The sequence below is a fragment of the Serratia sp. PF-27 genome, from assembly GCF_030053255.1.
Taxonomy (GTDB): Bacteria; Pseudomonadota; Gammaproteobacteria; order Enterobacterales; family Enterobacteriaceae; genus Serratia; species Serratia bockelmannii.
The window spans coordinates 10,592-25,763 of the sequence record NZ_JASGBT010000004.1 but is presented as its reverse complement, the minus strand read 5'-3'; the positions used below and the strand labels follow the sequence as shown (position 1 = coordinate 25,763).

21 protein-coding genes are annotated in these 15,172 nt (G+C 54.6%); 6 read left to right on the top strand and 15 right to left on the bottom strand.

Going from position 1 to position 15,172, the window contains the following annotated elements:
- Positions 1-312 precede the first annotated feature (312 nt).
- Positions 313-855, top strand: coding sequence for a gamma carbonic anhydrase family protein (locus QMZ29_RS01560; RefSeq protein ID WP_025304486.1), 543 nt, complete (start codon positions 313-315; stop codon positions 853-855).
- A 37-nt stretch (positions 856-892) separates the two neighbouring features.
- On the opposite strand, the gene aroE is transcribed toward QMZ29_RS01560, so the two are convergent.
- The 5 genes from aroE to dprA are packed head-to-tail and all read right to left on the bottom strand — an operon-like array spanning position 893 to position 4,437.
- Positions 893-1,711, bottom strand: coding sequence for a shikimate dehydrogenase (gene aroE, locus QMZ29_RS01555; protein WP_147823595.1), 819 nt, complete (start codon positions 1,709-1,711; stop codon positions 893-895).
- 11 nt (positions 1,712-1,722) lie between these two features.
- Positions 1,723-2,292, bottom strand: a complete 570-nt coding sequence (gene tsaC, locus QMZ29_RS01550) for an L-threonylcarbamoyladenylate synthase type 1 TsaC (RefSeq protein WP_049203938.1) — start codon at positions 2,290-2,292, stop codon at positions 1,723-1,725.
- 7 nt (positions 2,293-2,299) lie between these two features.
- On the bottom strand, positions 2,300-2,845 hold the full coding sequence (locus QMZ29_RS01545; protein ID WP_025304489.1) for a DNA topoisomerase family protein: 546 nt from the start codon (positions 2,843-2,845) through the stop codon (positions 2,300-2,302).
- A gap of 25 nt (positions 2,846-2,870) precedes the next feature.
- Positions 2,871-3,344, bottom strand: coding sequence for a DUF494 family protein Smg (smg, locus tag QMZ29_RS01540; RefSeq protein ID WP_025160381.1), 474 nt, complete (start codon positions 3,342-3,344; stop codon positions 2,871-2,873).
- Positions 3,316-4,437 (bottom strand): DNA-protecting protein DprA, encoded by a 1,122-nt coding sequence (gene dprA / locus QMZ29_RS01535; protein ID WP_261427577.1) that lies wholly within the window; start codon positions 4,435-4,437, stop codon positions 3,316-3,318. Before dprA ends, smg begins: the two co-directional genes overlap by 29 nt.
- Before the next feature lie 133 nt (positions 4,438-4,570).
- Between dprA and def the strand changes: the two genes are divergently transcribed.
- From def to mscL, 5 genes are all read left to right on the top strand, one after another.
- Positions 4,571-5,080 carry a peptide deformylase gene (gene def, locus QMZ29_RS01530; protein ID WP_015379260.1) on the top strand — a complete coding sequence of 170 codons (510 nt, stop codon included), beginning with the start codon at positions 4,571-4,573 and terminating at the stop codon, positions 5,078-5,080.
- 17 nt (positions 5,081-5,097) lie between these two features.
- Positions 5,098-6,042: a methionyl-tRNA formyltransferase gene (fmt, locus tag QMZ29_RS01525; RefSeq protein ID WP_025304491.1), complete on the top strand. Its 945-nt coding sequence runs from the start codon at positions 5,098-5,100 to the stop codon at positions 6,040-6,042.
- 72 nt (positions 6,043-6,114) lie between these two features.
- Complete coding sequence (gene rsmB, locus QMZ29_RS01520; protein WP_089181397.1) at positions 6,115-7,404, top strand: 16S rRNA (cytosine(967)-C(5))-methyltransferase RsmB; 1,290 nt, start codon at positions 6,115-6,117, stop codon at positions 7,402-7,404.
- Positions 7,405-7,459: 55 nt separating this feature from the next.
- A complete protein-coding gene (gene trkA, locus QMZ29_RS01515) occupies positions 7,460-8,836 on the top strand; it encodes a Trk system potassium transporter TrkA (RefSeq protein WP_004929716.1) in 1,377 nt (458 codons plus the stop codon).
- 137 nt (positions 8,837-8,973) lie between these two features.
- Positions 8,974-9,390, top strand: coding sequence for a large-conductance mechanosensitive channel protein MscL (mscL, locus tag QMZ29_RS01510; RefSeq protein ID WP_049208534.1), 417 nt, complete (start codon positions 8,974-8,976; stop codon positions 9,388-9,390).
- 57 nt (positions 9,391-9,447) lie between these two features.
- Here mscL and QMZ29_RS01505 read toward each other — a convergent pair whose 3' ends face one another.
- The 10 genes from QMZ29_RS01505 to secY form a co-directional block, all read right to left on the bottom strand.
- Positions 9,448-9,654 (bottom strand): alternative ribosome-rescue factor A, encoded by a 207-nt coding sequence (locus QMZ29_RS01505; protein ID WP_033639242.1) that lies wholly within the window; start codon positions 9,652-9,654, stop codon positions 9,448-9,450.
- 74 nt (positions 9,655-9,728) lie between these two features.
- Positions 9,729-10,160, bottom strand: a complete 432-nt coding sequence (gene zntR, locus QMZ29_RS01500; RefSeq protein WP_016930321.1) for a Zn(2+)-responsive transcriptional regulator — start codon at positions 10,158-10,160, stop codon at positions 9,729-9,731.
- On the bottom strand, positions 10,160-10,534 hold the full coding sequence (locus QMZ29_RS01495) for a DnaJ family domain-containing protein (protein ID WP_025304495.1): 375 nt from the start codon (positions 10,532-10,534) through the stop codon (positions 10,160-10,162). The genes zntR and QMZ29_RS01495 overlap by 1 nt, the downstream gene beginning before the upstream one ends.
- 148 nt (positions 10,535-10,682) lie before the next feature.
- The gene (rplQ, locus tag QMZ29_RS01490; protein WP_004929726.1) at positions 10,683-11,072 is read right to left on the bottom strand and encodes a 50S ribosomal protein L17; all 390 of its coding nucleotides are present in this window, start codon (positions 11,070-11,072) and stop codon (positions 10,683-10,685) included.
- 40 nt (positions 11,073-11,112) lie between these two features.
- Complete coding sequence (locus QMZ29_RS01485; protein WP_002919219.1) at positions 11,113-12,102, bottom strand: DNA-directed RNA polymerase subunit alpha; 990 nt, start codon at positions 12,100-12,102, stop codon at positions 11,113-11,115.
- 25 nt (positions 12,103-12,127) lie between these two features.
- The gene (gene rpsD, locus QMZ29_RS01480; protein ID WP_025304496.1) at positions 12,128-12,748 is read right to left on the bottom strand and encodes a 30S ribosomal protein S4; all 621 of its coding nucleotides are present in this window, start codon (positions 12,746-12,748) and stop codon (positions 12,128-12,130) included.
- A gap of 30 nt (positions 12,749-12,778) precedes the next feature.
- On the bottom strand, positions 12,779-13,168 hold the full coding sequence (gene rpsK, locus QMZ29_RS01475; RefSeq protein ID WP_004929731.1) for a 30S ribosomal protein S11: 390 nt from the start codon (positions 13,166-13,168) through the stop codon (positions 12,779-12,781).
- Positions 13,169-13,184: 16 nt separating this feature from the next.
- A complete protein-coding gene (rpsM, locus tag QMZ29_RS01470; protein ID WP_004929734.1) occupies positions 13,185-13,541 on the bottom strand; it encodes a 30S ribosomal protein S13 in 357 nt (118 codons plus the stop codon).
- A 148-nt stretch (positions 13,542-13,689) separates the two neighbouring features.
- Positions 13,690-13,806, bottom strand: coding sequence for a 50S ribosomal protein L36 (rpmJ, locus tag QMZ29_RS01465; RefSeq protein WP_002227352.1), 117 nt, complete (start codon positions 13,804-13,806; stop codon positions 13,690-13,692).
- Positions 13,807-13,839: 33 nt separating this feature from the next.
- Positions 13,840-15,171, bottom strand: a complete 1,332-nt coding sequence (secY, locus tag QMZ29_RS01460) for a preprotein translocase subunit SecY (RefSeq protein WP_004929740.1) — start codon at positions 15,169-15,171, stop codon at positions 13,840-13,842.
- Between the last annotated feature and the right edge of the window lies 1 nt (position 15,172).

Genomic DNA, 15,172 nt, shown 5'->3' with positions numbered 1-15,172 from the left:
CGAGGTGGCGTATATTACGCTTTCCTCTTTCAGAGTCAACCCTAATTTTCAGGATTTTTTCTCTTTCTTCCCGGCCGCTGTGTGAAGTGAATCACTTGCGCCGTGTCGATGGAGGCGCATTATAGGGATCCGAGTTTTTTGCACAACCCCTTTTTTGATCTTTTCTTTCTGTTTGCACACTTTTCAGCCCTTCCGGGTGGATCTTGTGCGATCAGGGCCATTTTCCGCAGGATCCGGCGCTGAGATTGGTTGTAATTCCATCGTCAGAGTCTAGTATTGCCGGTAAATATGATCCCGAGGTGAGGCAGCACTATGTCCGATGCAGTACGTTCTTATCTTCAATACACCCCTAAACTCGGTCAGCGCGTCCTGATCGATCCTTCCAGCGTCGTCATCGGCGACGTCGATCTGGCGGATGACGTCAGTATCTGGCCGCTGGTCGCCATCCGCGGCGACGTCAATGCGGTAAAGATCGGCGCACGCAGCAATATTCAGGACGGCAGCGTACTGCACGTGACTCATCGCTCCGAACATAACCCTGACGGTTATCCCCTGCTGATTGGAGAAGACGTGACCGTGGGCCATAAAGCGATGCTGCACGGCTGCGCCATCGGCAACCGAGTGCTGGTCGGTATGGGATCGATCCTGTTGGACGGTGCAGTAATAGAAGACGACGTGATGATTGGCGCCGGCAGTTTAGTGGCGCCAGGCAAACGTCTGGCCAGCGGCTATCTCTATATGGGTAGCCCGGCACGCCAGATTCGGCCGTTAACCGCCGCCGAGTTGGAAGGGTTGCTTTATTCTTCGAACAACTATGTACGCTGGAAAGATGAATACCTGTCGGAAGACATCTGACAGCCCCCCGTTCCCTATAAAGAGAACGGGGCGGGATTTATGCCGCCAGTTCGCTGCGCAGCTGGCGCAATACCGGCTCGATCTCTGGCATTACGCCGTGCCAAAGCAGGAAGGCATGCGCCGCCTGCCCCACCAGCATACCCAGCCCATCGGCATATTCCGTTGCCCCCTGCTTCTGCGCCCAGGCTAGAAACGGCGTGACGCCCTGCTGATAAAACATGTCATAGCAACGGGTTTGCGCGTTAACTACGCCCGCAGGCAACGCCGGGATCTCCCCGCTGATGCCGGACGCCGTCGCATTGATCACCAGATCGAACGCTTGCTGATCACATTGATCCATCGGCGCCGCCGAGATCTCACCCAGATGCCGGAAAACGTCGGCCAGCTCCCGAGCTCGGCTGAAGGTACGGTTGGTGATTGTTAACCGGCAGCCGAAAGACAGCAGCGGCAGGATCACACCGCGCGCCGCACCGCCGGCGCCCACCAGCAGAATGCGATCCTGCGGCCGGATCAATTGCTGACGCTGCAGATCGGTCAGCAAACCGATGCCGTCGGTGTTATCCCCCAATAGATCGCCATTCGGCAACACCTTCAGAGTATTGACCGCACCAGCCATCGCTGCGCGCTCGCTCAGCTCAGAAGCGGCCGAATAAGCTCGCTCCTTGAAAGGCACCGTGACGTTCGCCCCCAGCCCTCCGGCATGGATAAACGCCTGCAGGCTGGTTTCAAAACCGTCCAGCGGCGCCAGCACTGTTCCATAAGGATGCTCAATGCCGGTCTGGGCAGCAAACAGCGCATGAATTCGCGGCGACTTGCTGTGGCCGATAGGGTTGCCAAATACCGCAAACTTCTCCATGCCTATTACCTCTAGCCCTGGCGGATCTGTTCGCCGGTCAGAACATCTCTGATTTCGGAAGGATTAAGACGGCCGCCCACCTCGCCGGCCAATACTGGGAAAGCTTCGCCGAATTGCCGTGTAACCTCATCGGCACTGCGGCACGGCTCCAGCCCGCTGAGATTGGCGCTGGTCGACACCAGCGGCTTTCCGTACTGCCGGCACAGCAGCTGCACCAACGGATGATCGCTGACGCGCACCGCCAGCGAGCTGAAACGCCCGGTCAACAAACGCGGCGTCTCCGGGCGAGCAGGCAACACCCAGGTTACCGGCCCAGGCCAGCTGGCAAACATCGTCGTGCGCTGCTGTTCGCTGAGCGCACTGTCGTCGATATAAGGTTTAAGCTGCGCATAGTCGGCGGCGATCAGAATCAGCCCCTTTTCCCACGGCCGCTGTTTCAGCGCCAGCAATGCATTGACCGCCTGTTCGCTGTCGGGATCGCAACCCAGGCCGAATACGGCTTCGGTAGGATAGGCAATCACCTGCTGTTGATGCAAAGCATCGATGATAGATAAAAGGTTCGGGCTTAATTCTGAGTTCATGATGTGATTATTCTGTAGTCGCGACGGGTTTTCCGCACAGCTTGCTGGCGCAGCACAGGACGGGCCCTTTTGCCGTGCGCTTTTCCATCAGCAGCGGATAATGGCAATAGGCGCATTCACCGGCGACAGGTTTAACATTGAGGGCGAACTGGCATTCCGGGTAACGATCGCAGGAATGAAAAACCTTGCCGTAACGCGACTTGCGCTGCAGCAGTTTGCCTTGGCCGCACTGCGGACAGGTAATGGCGGTTTCATCAGGCTTATCGATCACTTCAGTGTGATCGCATTGCGGATAATCGCTGCATCCGATAAACATGCCATAGCGCCCCTGGCGCAGCACCAACGTCGCCTGACACTTCGGGCACGGTTGCCCATCCAACACTTTGACGATATGCCCATCGGCCTGCGCTTTCAGCGGGCGAATATATTGGCATTCAGGATACTGGGAACAGCCGAGGAAGGGGCCGTGGCGACCGCTACGGATCACCAGCTCGGCCCCGCATTCCGGGCAGGGTTCATTTTGCCTGGCGGCAAAAATCGCGTTTTTTGTCATAACGTCTTCTATGCGCGTTATCGGCTCAATGCAGATAACCTTCGTTCACTTCAAACAACAGTTCTTCCATTTGCTGATAGGCGCTTTCATATCCGGGGATATTAAACAGCACCATCAACACGACCCATTTCAGATCTTCGAGATCGAATTCCGCATTATCCAAAGCCATAACGCGATCGATAACCATTTCACGGGTTTCGAGGTTCAATACCTGAATCTGTTCCAGGAACAGGAGAAAACCACGGCAGCCGGCGTCCAAACGCGCACCTTCCTCTTCGGTATAGATCCGCATTGCCAGCGGATCGGCATCCATAAAGTAAGGGGCATTTTGACCTTCTTGCAGGTCAGCCAACTTCTCAAGCCAATTCAACGCGTTGTAGATATCATCCCGATGAAACCCCGCCTGAGCGAGATCATCGGTCAGTTGATCCTGATCGACGCGCATCTCTGGTTCATTGTGGATATAAGTTTCAAACAAGTACATGAGTACGTCGAACATGGCTTGCCCTCCTTATTCGGACATAGCCGCCGGGTACAGCTGCGATCCACCCTGCTAACTCCAGTTCGAGTAACTTGATTACCACCACTGGCACAGGTTGGCCGGCACGTTCAGCGACGACGTCAACAGGTGTCACCTCATCTCCTACGTTAGCCAACACATCGGCAAATGGCAATTCAACTTCAGCCTGCGACGCACAAATAGTTGTATTTTCGTTCAGTGACAGCCATTGAAGGCCGCTTCCCAGCAATTCGGCGATATCTTTCGGCCCGGTGACCAGATGCGCACCCTGCTGGATTAACCAATGCGTACCCTCACTCATCGGGTTTCCCAATGGCCCAGGCAAGGCGAACACCTCACGCCCCTGCTCCAACGCATAGCGAGCCGTCACCAAGGTACCGCTGCGCAGCGAAGCCTCTATGACCAGAACGCCCAGGCTGAGCCCGCTGATAATACGGTTACGGCGAGGAAAATGGTCGGCCAGAGGCAAGTCGGTGACTAAATGATCTGAAATCACAGCGCCGCCCTGCTCGACTATCTGCTCCGCGAGCCGGCGGTGCCGGCGCGGATAGATATTGCCCAGCCCGCTACCCAACACCGCCATCGTGCAGCCACCGGCCGCCAGCGCCGCACGATGGCAAATACCGTCGATGCCGATAGCCAGACCGCTGGTGATGGTGAAGCCGCAACGCGCCAATTCCTCGGCAAAATGGTTAGCCCAACGTTCGCCGTAGTGGCTGAACTGCCGGCTGCCAACCATGGCGAGCTGCGGGTGCAACAACGCCTGAGGATCGCCCTCGATCAGCAAAAATAGCGGCGCATCGTCGATCTGGGCCAGGCGTTCGGGATAGCCGGCCGCCCCATAGTTCAGCATACGGTGCGCCGGCAGCTCCAACCAACGCAGGCTGGCCGACAGATAACCGGGATCCAACTGGTTGAACTGCGTCTGCTGCCGTTCGTTCAATCCCAGCTCATGCAGCACGCGGCGAGGCTCGCAACCCATTTGCGATAGCTGCTGCACGATCCGGCTGGCCACGACGGTCTGTAGCCCCGTTACCCCTCGCATCCGTAAAGCGATCTCTTCCGGCCGCATCGTCTGTTCCCTCAGCAAAAACGGTGGTATTACCAATCTGAGCAATTGGTGCACAATGCTGTCAATCAGGTCGGGAAATGTCTAGAATAGAGGTTAAACCTCGTTCATTACTCGGATACAGATCTAAAGATATATGTCAGTCTTGCAGGTATTACATTTCCCAGACGAGCGTCTGCGCAAAGTCGCAGCGCCGGTAAAAGAAGTCAATGCAGATATCCAGCGCATCGTGGATGATATGTTTGAAACCATGTACGCAGAGGAAGGCATTGGCCTGGCTGCGACTCAGGTGGATATCCATCAGCGCATTATCGTGATCGACGTCTCCGAGAATCGCGATCAGCGCCTGGTGCTGATCAACCCGGAGCTGCTGGAAAAAAGCGGCGAAACCGGCATCGAGGAAGGCTGTCTTTCCATTCCCGAGCAGCGTGCGTTAGTGCCGCGCGCCGCGCAGGTGAAGATCCGCGCACTGGATCGTGAAGGCAAACCTTTCGAACTGGAAGCGGACGACCTGTTGGCGATCTGCATCCAGCACGAGATGGATCACCTGATGGGCAAACTGTTCGTCGATTACCTGTCGCCGCTCAAGCGTCAGCGCATTCGTCAGAAACTGGAAAAAATGGCCAAGCTTCAAGCCCGCGCCTAACCGATCAGGAAATCAACGTGTCTGACTCTTTACGGATTATTTTCGCCGGAACACCAGACTTCGCAGCGCGTCATCTTGACGCGCTGTTGTCATCTGAGCACCAGATTGTCGGCGTTTTTACCCAGCCCGACCGCCCGGCAGGCCGCGGCAACAAGCTGACGCCCAGCCCGGTCAAAGTGCTGGCCGAGCAGCACCAACTGCCGGTATTTCAGCCCAAATCGCTGCGTCCCGAAGAGAACCAGCGCCTGGTGGCCGATCTCAACGCCGACGTGATGGTGGTAGTGGCCTACGGGCTGATCCTGCCGCAGGCGGTGCTGGATATGCCGCGTCTCGGTTGCATCAACGTACATGGCTCGCTGCTGCCTCGCTGGCGCGGCGCGGCGCCGATCCAGCGTTCGCTCTGGGCCGGTGACAGCGAAACCGGCGTGACCATCATGCAGATGGACGTCGGTCTCGATACCGGTGACATGATGCACAAGATTGCTTGCCCGATTGAGAGCAGCGATACCAGCGCCAGTCTCTACGACAAGCTGGCACAGCTCGGCCCGCAGGGCATGTTGACTACGCTGCACCAAATGGCAGACGGCAGCGCCACCCGCGAAGTTCAGGATGAAGCGCTGGTCACCTACGCCGAGAAACTGAGCAAAGAAGAAGCTCGTCTGGACTGGACACTGTCCGCCGCACAGCTGGAGCGCTGCATCCGCGCCTTCAACCCTTGGCCGGTCAGCTATTTCACCATCGACGATCAACCGGTGAAAGTGTGGCAGGCCAGCGTACTGGCGCAAAGCGCCAACGCGGAGCCAGGCACCGTTGTCCATGCCGACAAGCACGGTATTCAGGTGGCGACTGCCGACGGTATCCTCAACCTGATCCAACTGCAGCCCGCCGGCAAGAAACCGATGTTGGCGCAAGACCTATTAAATTCACGTCGTGAATGGTTTACCCCGGGTAACCGGCTGTAAGTCACCCCACAGCCCGGCCGTTCATCGTCGGGCCGTTATTTTCTTAATGCCGATCGTTATCAGCTTCAGCCTATGAAAAATAATTACAATCTCCGCAGCATCGCTGCCAAAGCCATCGGCCAGGTACTGGATCAAGGGCAGTCGCTAAGCACTGTCCTGCCGGCACTGCAAACCTCCATCAGCGATAAAGACCGCGGGTTGCTGCAGGAACTGTGCTTCGGCACGTTACGTGTACTGCCGCAGCTTGAATGGTGTATTCAACAATTGATGGCCAAGCCGCTGACCGGCAAGCAGCGTACGCTGCACTATTTGCTGATGGTCGGCTTGTATCAGCTGTTGTATACCCGTATCCCGGCGCACGCCGTGCTGGCAGAAACCGTGGAAGGCGCGGTAGCGCTGAAACGCCCGCAGTTGAAAGGCCTGATTAACGGTGTCTTGCGGCAGTTCCAGCGCCAGCAGGAAGAGCTGCTACAGCGCGCTGTCAACAACGACAGCCGCTATCTGCACCCGAGCTGGTTGCTGAAACGCATTCAACAAGCTTATCCCGCCAACTGGGAACAGATCGTCGACGCCAATAACCAGAAGCCACCAATGTGGCTGCGCGTCAACCGCCTGCATCACAGCCGCGAAGCTTACCTGCAGCTGTTGACCGACACCGGCATCGCCGCGGAGCCTCATGCAGACTATGCCGACGCAGTGCGGTTGCTGGCGCCTTGCGCCGTGGCCGATCTGCCTGGGTTCGCCGACGGCTGGGTCACCGTGCAAGATGCCTCAGCCCAGGGCTGTGTCGATCTGTTGGATCCGCAAGACGGCGAACAGATCCTCGATTTGTGCGCCGCTCCTGGCGGCAAAACCACGCATATTCTGGAAGCGGCGCCGAAAGCGCACGTCATGGCCGTCGATATCGACGAACAGCGTCTGGCACGGGTGAAGGAAAACCTGCAGCGCCTGCGTTTGCACGCAGAAGTTAAGCTGGGCGATGGCCGCACTCCGCAACAATGGTGCGGTGACAAACAGTTCGACCGTATCCTGTTGGACGCGCCTTGTTCCGCTACCGGCGTGATCCGCCGTCACCCCGACATCAAATGGCTGCGCCGCGATCGCGACATCGCCGAACTCGCCGCGCTTCAGGCCGAGATCCTGGAAGCCGTCTGGCCGCATCTGAAATCGGGCGGCGTGATGGTTTACGCCACCTGCTCTATCCTGCCGGATGAAAACAGCAGCCAGATCGCCGCGTTCTTGCAGCGCCACGCCGATGCCAAGCTGGTTGAAACCGGCGATGCGCAGCGGCCAGGACGGCAGAATATCCCGCATCCCGAGGACGGCGATGGCTTCTTTTACGCTAAGCTGATTAAAATGTAATTCTTCAGGGCGTGCTCGCGCGCCCTGAGTCTTTCAGTGTGAAGCAGAGAACACGATGAAAATAATTATTCTTGGTGCCGGTCAGGTTGGCGGGACGCTGGCGGAAAACCTGGTGGGTGAAAACAACGACATCACCGTCGTCGATACCGATTCCGGCCGGTTACGTCAGCTGCAGGATAAATTCGATCTTCGGGTGGTTCAGGGACATGGCTCCCATCCTCGGGTGCTGCGCGAAGCCGGCGCAGAAGACGCCGACATGCTAGTCGCCGTCACCAACTCCGACGAAACCAACATGATCGCCTGCCAGATCGCCTATTCTCTGTTTAATACTCCCAACCGTATCGCCCGCATCCGCGCGCCGGAATACATCCGCGAGTCGGAGAAACTGTTCCTGCCGGAAGCGGTGCCAATCGACCATCTGATTTCGCCGGAGCAGCTGGTCATTGACTATATCTACAAGCTGATTGAGTACCCCGGGGCACTGCAGGTGGTTAACTTCGCCGAAGGCAAGGTCAGCATCGCCGCGGTTAAAGCCTATTACGGCGGCCCGCTGGTCGGCAATGCGCTCTCTTCAATGCGCGAACACATGCCGCATATTGACACCCGCGTCGCCGCTATTTTCCGCCAGGATCGGCCGATCCGTCCGCAAGGCTCGACCATTATCGAAGCCGGTGATGAAGTGTTCTTCGTCGCCGCCTCACAGCACATCCGCGCGGTGATGAGCGAACTGCAGCGGCTGGAAAAACCGTATAAGCGCATCATGATCGTCGGCGGCGGCAACGTCGGCGCCGGCCTGGCCGCCAAACTAGAAAAAGACTACAACGTCAAACTGATCGAGCGGAATCAGCAACGCGCCGCCGAACTCGCCGAACAGCTGCACGATACCATCGTGTTCTACGGCGATGCCTCCGATCAGGAACTGCTGGCCGAAGAGCACGTCGAGCAGGTGGATGTTTTCATCGCCATCACCAACGACGATGAGGCCAACATCATGTCCGCCATGCTGGCTAAGCGCATGGGCGCCAAGAAGGTAATGGTATTGATCCAGCGCCGCGCCTATGTCGATCTGGTGCAGGGCAGCGTGATTGATATCGCCATTTCGCCGCAGCAGGCGACCATCTCCGCCCTGTTGGGGCACGTGCGCAAAGCGGATATCGTCAGCGTTTCGTCGCTGCGCCGCGGCGTGGCGGAAGCGATCGAGGCGATTGCCCACGGCGATGAAAGCACCTCCAAAGTGGTCGGCCGCATCGTCGAAGATATCAAGTTGCCACCGGGGACGACCATCGGTGCGATCGTGCGTGGCGACGACGTGATCATTGCCAACGGCAATAGCAAAATCGAACAGGGCGATCACGTCATCATGTTTATTACCGACAAGAAATTCGTGCCTGACGTTGAACGCTTGTTCCAACCGAGCCCGTTCTTCTTGTAGAACGAATTTATTTGGCTATGGTCTATAATCGCGTGGTTGTTCTCTGCCTTGAGAGGAGATAAAACTTCTCTCCTTTTGTGGCAAAGGGAAATTGCTTTGTTAAACTTGAGTTATTAATTCTGCAAGGGGTGCGTTCTATGAGTATGTTGAAAGAGTTTCGCGAATTTGCCATGCGTGGCAACGTGGTCGATCTGGCCGTCGGTGTGATTATCGGTGCCGCATTCGGCAAGATCGTTTCGTCTTTCGTGGCTGATATCATCATGCCACCGCTGGGCTTACTGATCGGCGGCGTCGACTTTAAACAGTTCCATCTGGTATTACGTGAAGCTCAGGGCGCCGTACCGGCGGTGGTAATGAACTACGGTTCATTCATCCAAACCGTATTCGACTTCGTGATTGTCGCCTTCGCCATCTTCCTGGCGATTAAATTGATGAACAAAATGCGCCGCAAACAAGAAGAAGTGCCCGCAGCGCCGCCGGCACCTACCGCAGAAGAGAAACTGCTGACGGAAATCCGTGATTTGCTGAGCCAGCAACAGCAGCCAAAACTGTAAGACAGCGTTTGGTTATGCCAATAAAAAGCCACCTGATGAAGGTGGCTTTTTTAATACTTAAAACCAGAAGGCCAGTGGTAAATTATCGCTTGATAGTTTACCACTGGCCTCCCAGTTACCGCCTTTGTTGTGTTTTTCTTTACGCCGATAGCTGCCTTTACCTTTCACATTCTTTTCTACCCGCTGACGGAATAGAGGATCATGCAGCAGCGCCTCAATGGCGTTATCTTGAATCTGGCCTTTGGTGTGACGATATTTCGTCATGATAATGCTCCTGTAAAATATGAGGGATAAAACGGGGCGATAATACTGCCGGCAATATAAAAATTAAAGTGCCGTCAGCAACCTTTTTTGCCTTTGTCATCGCTGGCGCCCTGTTCCAAAGCTTCCAGGATCGAACAATAATTGCTGGTATGGGCAGTGCCACAGCAGGCGTCGCTCAGCCGCTTCAACGATTCACGCATACGCGTCAGCTCAGCCAACTTGCTTTCCACTTCGCTCAGGCGCGCATCAACGATCGACTTTGACTCCTGGCAGGTATGATGCTCAGGATCGACGCGGATCGACAGCAGCTCAGCGATCGTTTCCAGAGTAAATCCCAACTGCTTAGCATAGCGAATAAAGCGCAGCCGCTGCAGATCCTGCTCGGTGTAGAGTCGATAACCGCCCTCGGTGCGGACATTGTGATCCATCATGCCCTGCTTTTCATAGTAACGCACGGTATCAGGCGTTACTTCGGCAAGCTTGGCCAACTGACCTATCTTGAACATTACTGCTCCTCTCGGGTGAACTTGCCATCCAGTGCGCATTGATATTCACCATGCAAGAAATCCGTGCTCATCCCAGCCTGACGCAATCGATGTTCCAACAGCAACATGCGCTTGCTGAGATCGACATAGTCTGGGTGCTCACTGTTGATCCCTTGCAGTAAGCGAGCAACAGTTAGCGCCTCTTTGCGATCTTCCAGTTCCGGTGGCAAGTAACCGGCATTTTTCAGCAGACGGTAACCCACGCGCAGTTCAGCCGGCACCGCGCTATCGTCTTCCAGCGCTAATGGTTGTCCCTGGCCGGGCAAATTGTCGAACTCGCCTTTATCTTGGGCATCAAGGATATGACGTTCCGCCCATTGATCGAGCAACCCCATGGCAAACAGCCTCGGTTAGCCTAATGATTAAGCCTTAGCATAGCGGATAGGGGCGAGGATCTTAAGCACAGCGGGGGAATTGCGCACATTTGGCTGGATTTGGACGTAAAAAAACCGGGCAAGCCCGGTTTTTTTACGCGTCTACAGATTACTCTGCAGTTGCCACTTCTGCTTGAGACTCAGCACGATCAACCAGCTCGATGTATGCCATCGGCGCGTTGTCGCCTGCGCGGAAGCCACACTTCAGAATGCGAGTGTAACCACCGGCACGGCTCGCGAAACGCGGGCCCAGCTCGTTAAACAGTTTTGCCACGATCTCGTTATCACGAGTACGGGCGAATGCCAGACGACGATTAGCTACGCTGTCGGTCTTGGCAAGAGTAATCAGCGGCTCAACAACGCGACGCAGCTCTTTTGCTTTTGGCAGGGTCGTCTTGATGATCTCATGACGAACCAAAGAGCCGGCCATGTTACGGAACATAGCCTGGCGATGGCTGCTGTTACGGTTCAGTTGACGACCACTCTTACGATGGCGCATGACCTTATCCTTCTCAGTAAAACCTTAACCTGTGATCCGGTTACTCGTCAGCAATGCTTGCCGGCGGCCAGTTTTCCAGGCGCATGCCCAGAGACAGACCACGTGAGGCCAGCACGTCTTTAATCTCGGTAAGAGATTTTTTACCCAGGTTTGGCGTTTTCAGCAACTCAACCTCGGTACGCTGTACCAGATCACCGATGTAGTGGATAGCTTCTGCCTTGAGGCAGTTAGCAGAGCGGACAGTCAATTCCAGATCGTCAACAGGGCGCAGCAAGATCGGATCGAACTCTGGTTTCTCTTCTTTAACTTCCGGCTGACGTACATCACGCAGGTCAACGAAAGCTTCAAGTTGTTCAGCCAGAATGGTGGCCGCACGGCGGATCGCCTCTTCAGGATCGATCGTGCCATTGGTCTCCATCTCGATGACCAGCTTATCCAAGTCAGTACGCTGTTCTACACGCGCAGCTTCAACATTGTAGGCGATACGCTCTACAGGGCTGTAGCAGGCGTCAACCAACAGACGACCGATTGGGCGCTCATCTTCTTCCGAATGAATTCGGGCAGAAGCCGGCACATAACCGCGACCGCGCTGAACTTTGATACGCATGCTGATAGCCGCGTTCTCATCAGTCAGGTGGCAAATCACGTGCTGAGGCTTGACGATTTCGACATCACCATCATGGGTGATGTCGGCAGCGGTCACAGGGCCAATGCCAGATTTATTCAGGGTAAGAATAACTTCGTCTTTGCCTTGAACTCTCACCGCCAGCCCTTTCAGGTTGAGCAGGATCTCCAGGATATCTTCCTGTACGCCTTCTTTGGTGCTGTACTCATGCAGTACACCATCAATCTCAACCTCGGTCACCGCGCAACCCGGCATAGATGAAAGCAGAATACGGCGCAGTGCGTTGCCAAGAGTATGGCCAAAGCCACGCTCTAAAGGCTCAAGGGTCACCTTGGCGTGCGTCGAACTGACTTGCTCGATATCTACCAGGCGCGGTTTTAGAAACTCTGTCACAGAACCCTGCATTGTGTCCTCTCTTTGGTACTAAGCTTTACTTGGAGTAAAGCTCGACGATCAGGTGTTCGTTAATGTCCGCAGACAGATCGGTACGTTCAGGCATACGCTTGAACACGCCTTCCATCTTAGCAGCATCAACTTCCAGCCAAGTCGGCTTTTCACGCTGCTCAGCCAGCTCCAGAGAAGCTTTAACACGAGACTGCTTTTTAGCTTTCTCGCGGATGCTGACTACGTCATTCGGAGATACCTGATAAGAAGCGATGTTAACAACGTGACCGTTTACCATAACTGCTTTGTGGCTAACCAGCTGACGTGACTCTGCACGAGTAGCGCCGAAGCCCATACGGTAAACAACGTTGTCCAGACGACCTTCCAGCAGCTGCAACAGGTTTTCACCGGTGTTGCCCTTCAGGCGGGTTGCTTCTTTGTAATAGTTACGGAATTGACGCTCCAGAATGCCGTACATACGGCGAACTTTCTGCTTCTCACGCAACTGAACACCGTAATCAGACAGACGCGGTTTACGCGCACCGTGCTGACCAGGTGCTTGTTCAATTTTACACTTGGAATCGATCGCGCGAACGCCAGACTTAAGGAACAGGTCTGTGCCCTCACGACGGCTCAGCTTGAGCTTAGGACCCAAATATCTTGCCATTTTCTTTCTCCAACAATCCTAAAAGCTGCGTTACACGCGGCGCTTTTTCGGCGGACGACAACCGTTATGAGGGATCGGAGTCACATCAGTAATATTAGTGATGCGGAAACCAGCCGCGTTCAGAGCGCGGATAGTAGACTCACGACCAGGACCAGGTCCTTTAACCATAACTTCCAGGTTCTTGATACCGTATTCTTTTACTGCGTCGGCACAACGTTCTGCTGCAACCTGTGCTGCGAACGGAGTGGACTTACGAGAACCACGGAAACCGGAACCACCGGCTGTTGCCCAACCCAAAGCATTACCCTGACGATCAGTGATGGTAACGATGGTGTTGTTGAAAGAAGCATGGATATGAGCCACGCCGTCAGAGACTTGCTTTCTTACACGCTTACGTGTACGAACAGGTGCCTTTGCCATTATTCAATAACCCCGATTATTTCTTGATCGGCTTGCGCGGACCCTTACGGGTACGAGCGTTGGTCTTGGTGCGCTGACCGCGTACCGGCAGACCACGACGATGACGCAAACCACGATAGCAACCAAGGTCCATAAGACGCTTGATGCTCAGGGTAATTTCACGACGCAAATCACCCTCAACGGTGTATTTGGCAACTGCATCACGAAGCTTTTCGATTTGCTCTTCAGACAGCTCACTGATCTTAACATTTTCAGCAATACCCGTGGATGCACAGATAGCCTGTGAACGGGTTTTACCGATACCGAAGATCGACGTTAAGGCGATAACGGTATGTTTATGATCAGGAATGTTAATGCCTGCTATACGGGCCACTATGCACTCCTACTATTTTATACAGCAACACCATTCTGAAAAGCCCGTTTTCAGGATACTCAAATAATGTTGCAGTGCGACATACAAAAGATTGGCTGGCTAATCTAGCCAGCTCAACCCAACTTTGCAAGAAAAATATGCGAGATAATCAGCCTTGACGCTGTTTATGCTTCGGCTCGGCGCTGCAAATCACACGAACGACACCGTTACGCTTAACGATTTTGCAGTTACGACATAATTTCTTGACGGAAGCACGAACTTTCATTTTTACTCTCCGTAACTTCTCAAACGAATCTGACTAGCGGTTATAGCCTTTCAGATTTGCTTTCTTCAATGCAGACTCGTACTGACTTGACATCATCAGAGTTTGCACTTGAGCCATAAAGTCCATGATGACGACAACCACGATCAGTAGCGAGGTACCACCAAAGTAGAATGGTACTTTCATTGCATCACGCATGAACTCCGGGATCAGGCAGATGAAAGTAATGTACATCGCGCCCACCAGGGTTAAACGCGTCATTACTTTATCGATATACTTCGCCGTTTGCTCTCCCGGACGAATTCCTGGTACGAAGGCACCGGACTTCTTCAGGTTATCTGCTGTCTCACGCGGGTTGAAAACCAACGCCGTGTAGAAGAAACAGAAGAAGATGATTGCAGACGCATAGAGTAACACATAAAGCGGTTGCCCTGGCTGCAAATACAGCGAAATCGTAGTCAGCCAGTTCCAACCGGTACCGCCCCCAAACCATGATGCAATCGTGGCCGGGAACAGAATAATGCTGGAAGCGAAAATCGCCGGGATAACACCCGCCATGTTCACTTTCAACGGTAAATGTGTACTCTGTGCTGCATAAACACGACGACCTTGTTGACGCTTCGCATAGTTAACGACGATACGACGTTGACCACGCTCGATGAAAACAACGAAGAAGGTTACTGCAAACACCAATACTGCAACCAACAGCAGCAGGAGGAAGTGCAGGTCGCCTTGCCGTGCTTGCTCGATAGTATGGGCCACTGCCGGCGGGAGCCCCGCTACAATACCCGCGAAGATAATGATCGAGATACCGTTGCCGATACCGCGCTCAGTAATCTGCTCACCCAGCCACATCAGGAACATTGTCCCGGTTACCAGGCTCACAACCGCAGTAAAGTAGAATGCAAAGCCTGGATTTAACACCAGGCCCTGCATACCAGGCATATTCGGCAGACCGGTAGCAATACCAATCGACTGGAATATGGCCAATACCAGCGTACCGTAACGGGTGTACTGGCTAATCTTGCGACGACCAGCCTCCCCTTCTTTCTTGATTTCCGCCAACGCTGGATGAACCACCGTCAGCAGCTGGATAATGATCGATGCCGAGATATACGGCATGATCCCCAGAGCAAAGATAGAAGCACGGCTGAGGGCACCACCAGAGAACATGTTAAACATTTCAATGATAGTGCCTCTCTGCTGCTCAAGCAATTTGGCAAGCACAGTGGCATCGATACCAGGAATCGGAATGAAAGAGCCGATGCGGAAGACAATCAGCGCGCCGATGACAAACAAAAGTCTGCGCTTCAGCTCGCCGAGCCCGCCTTTAGCACTTTGAAAATCTAATCCTGGTTGCTTAGCCATC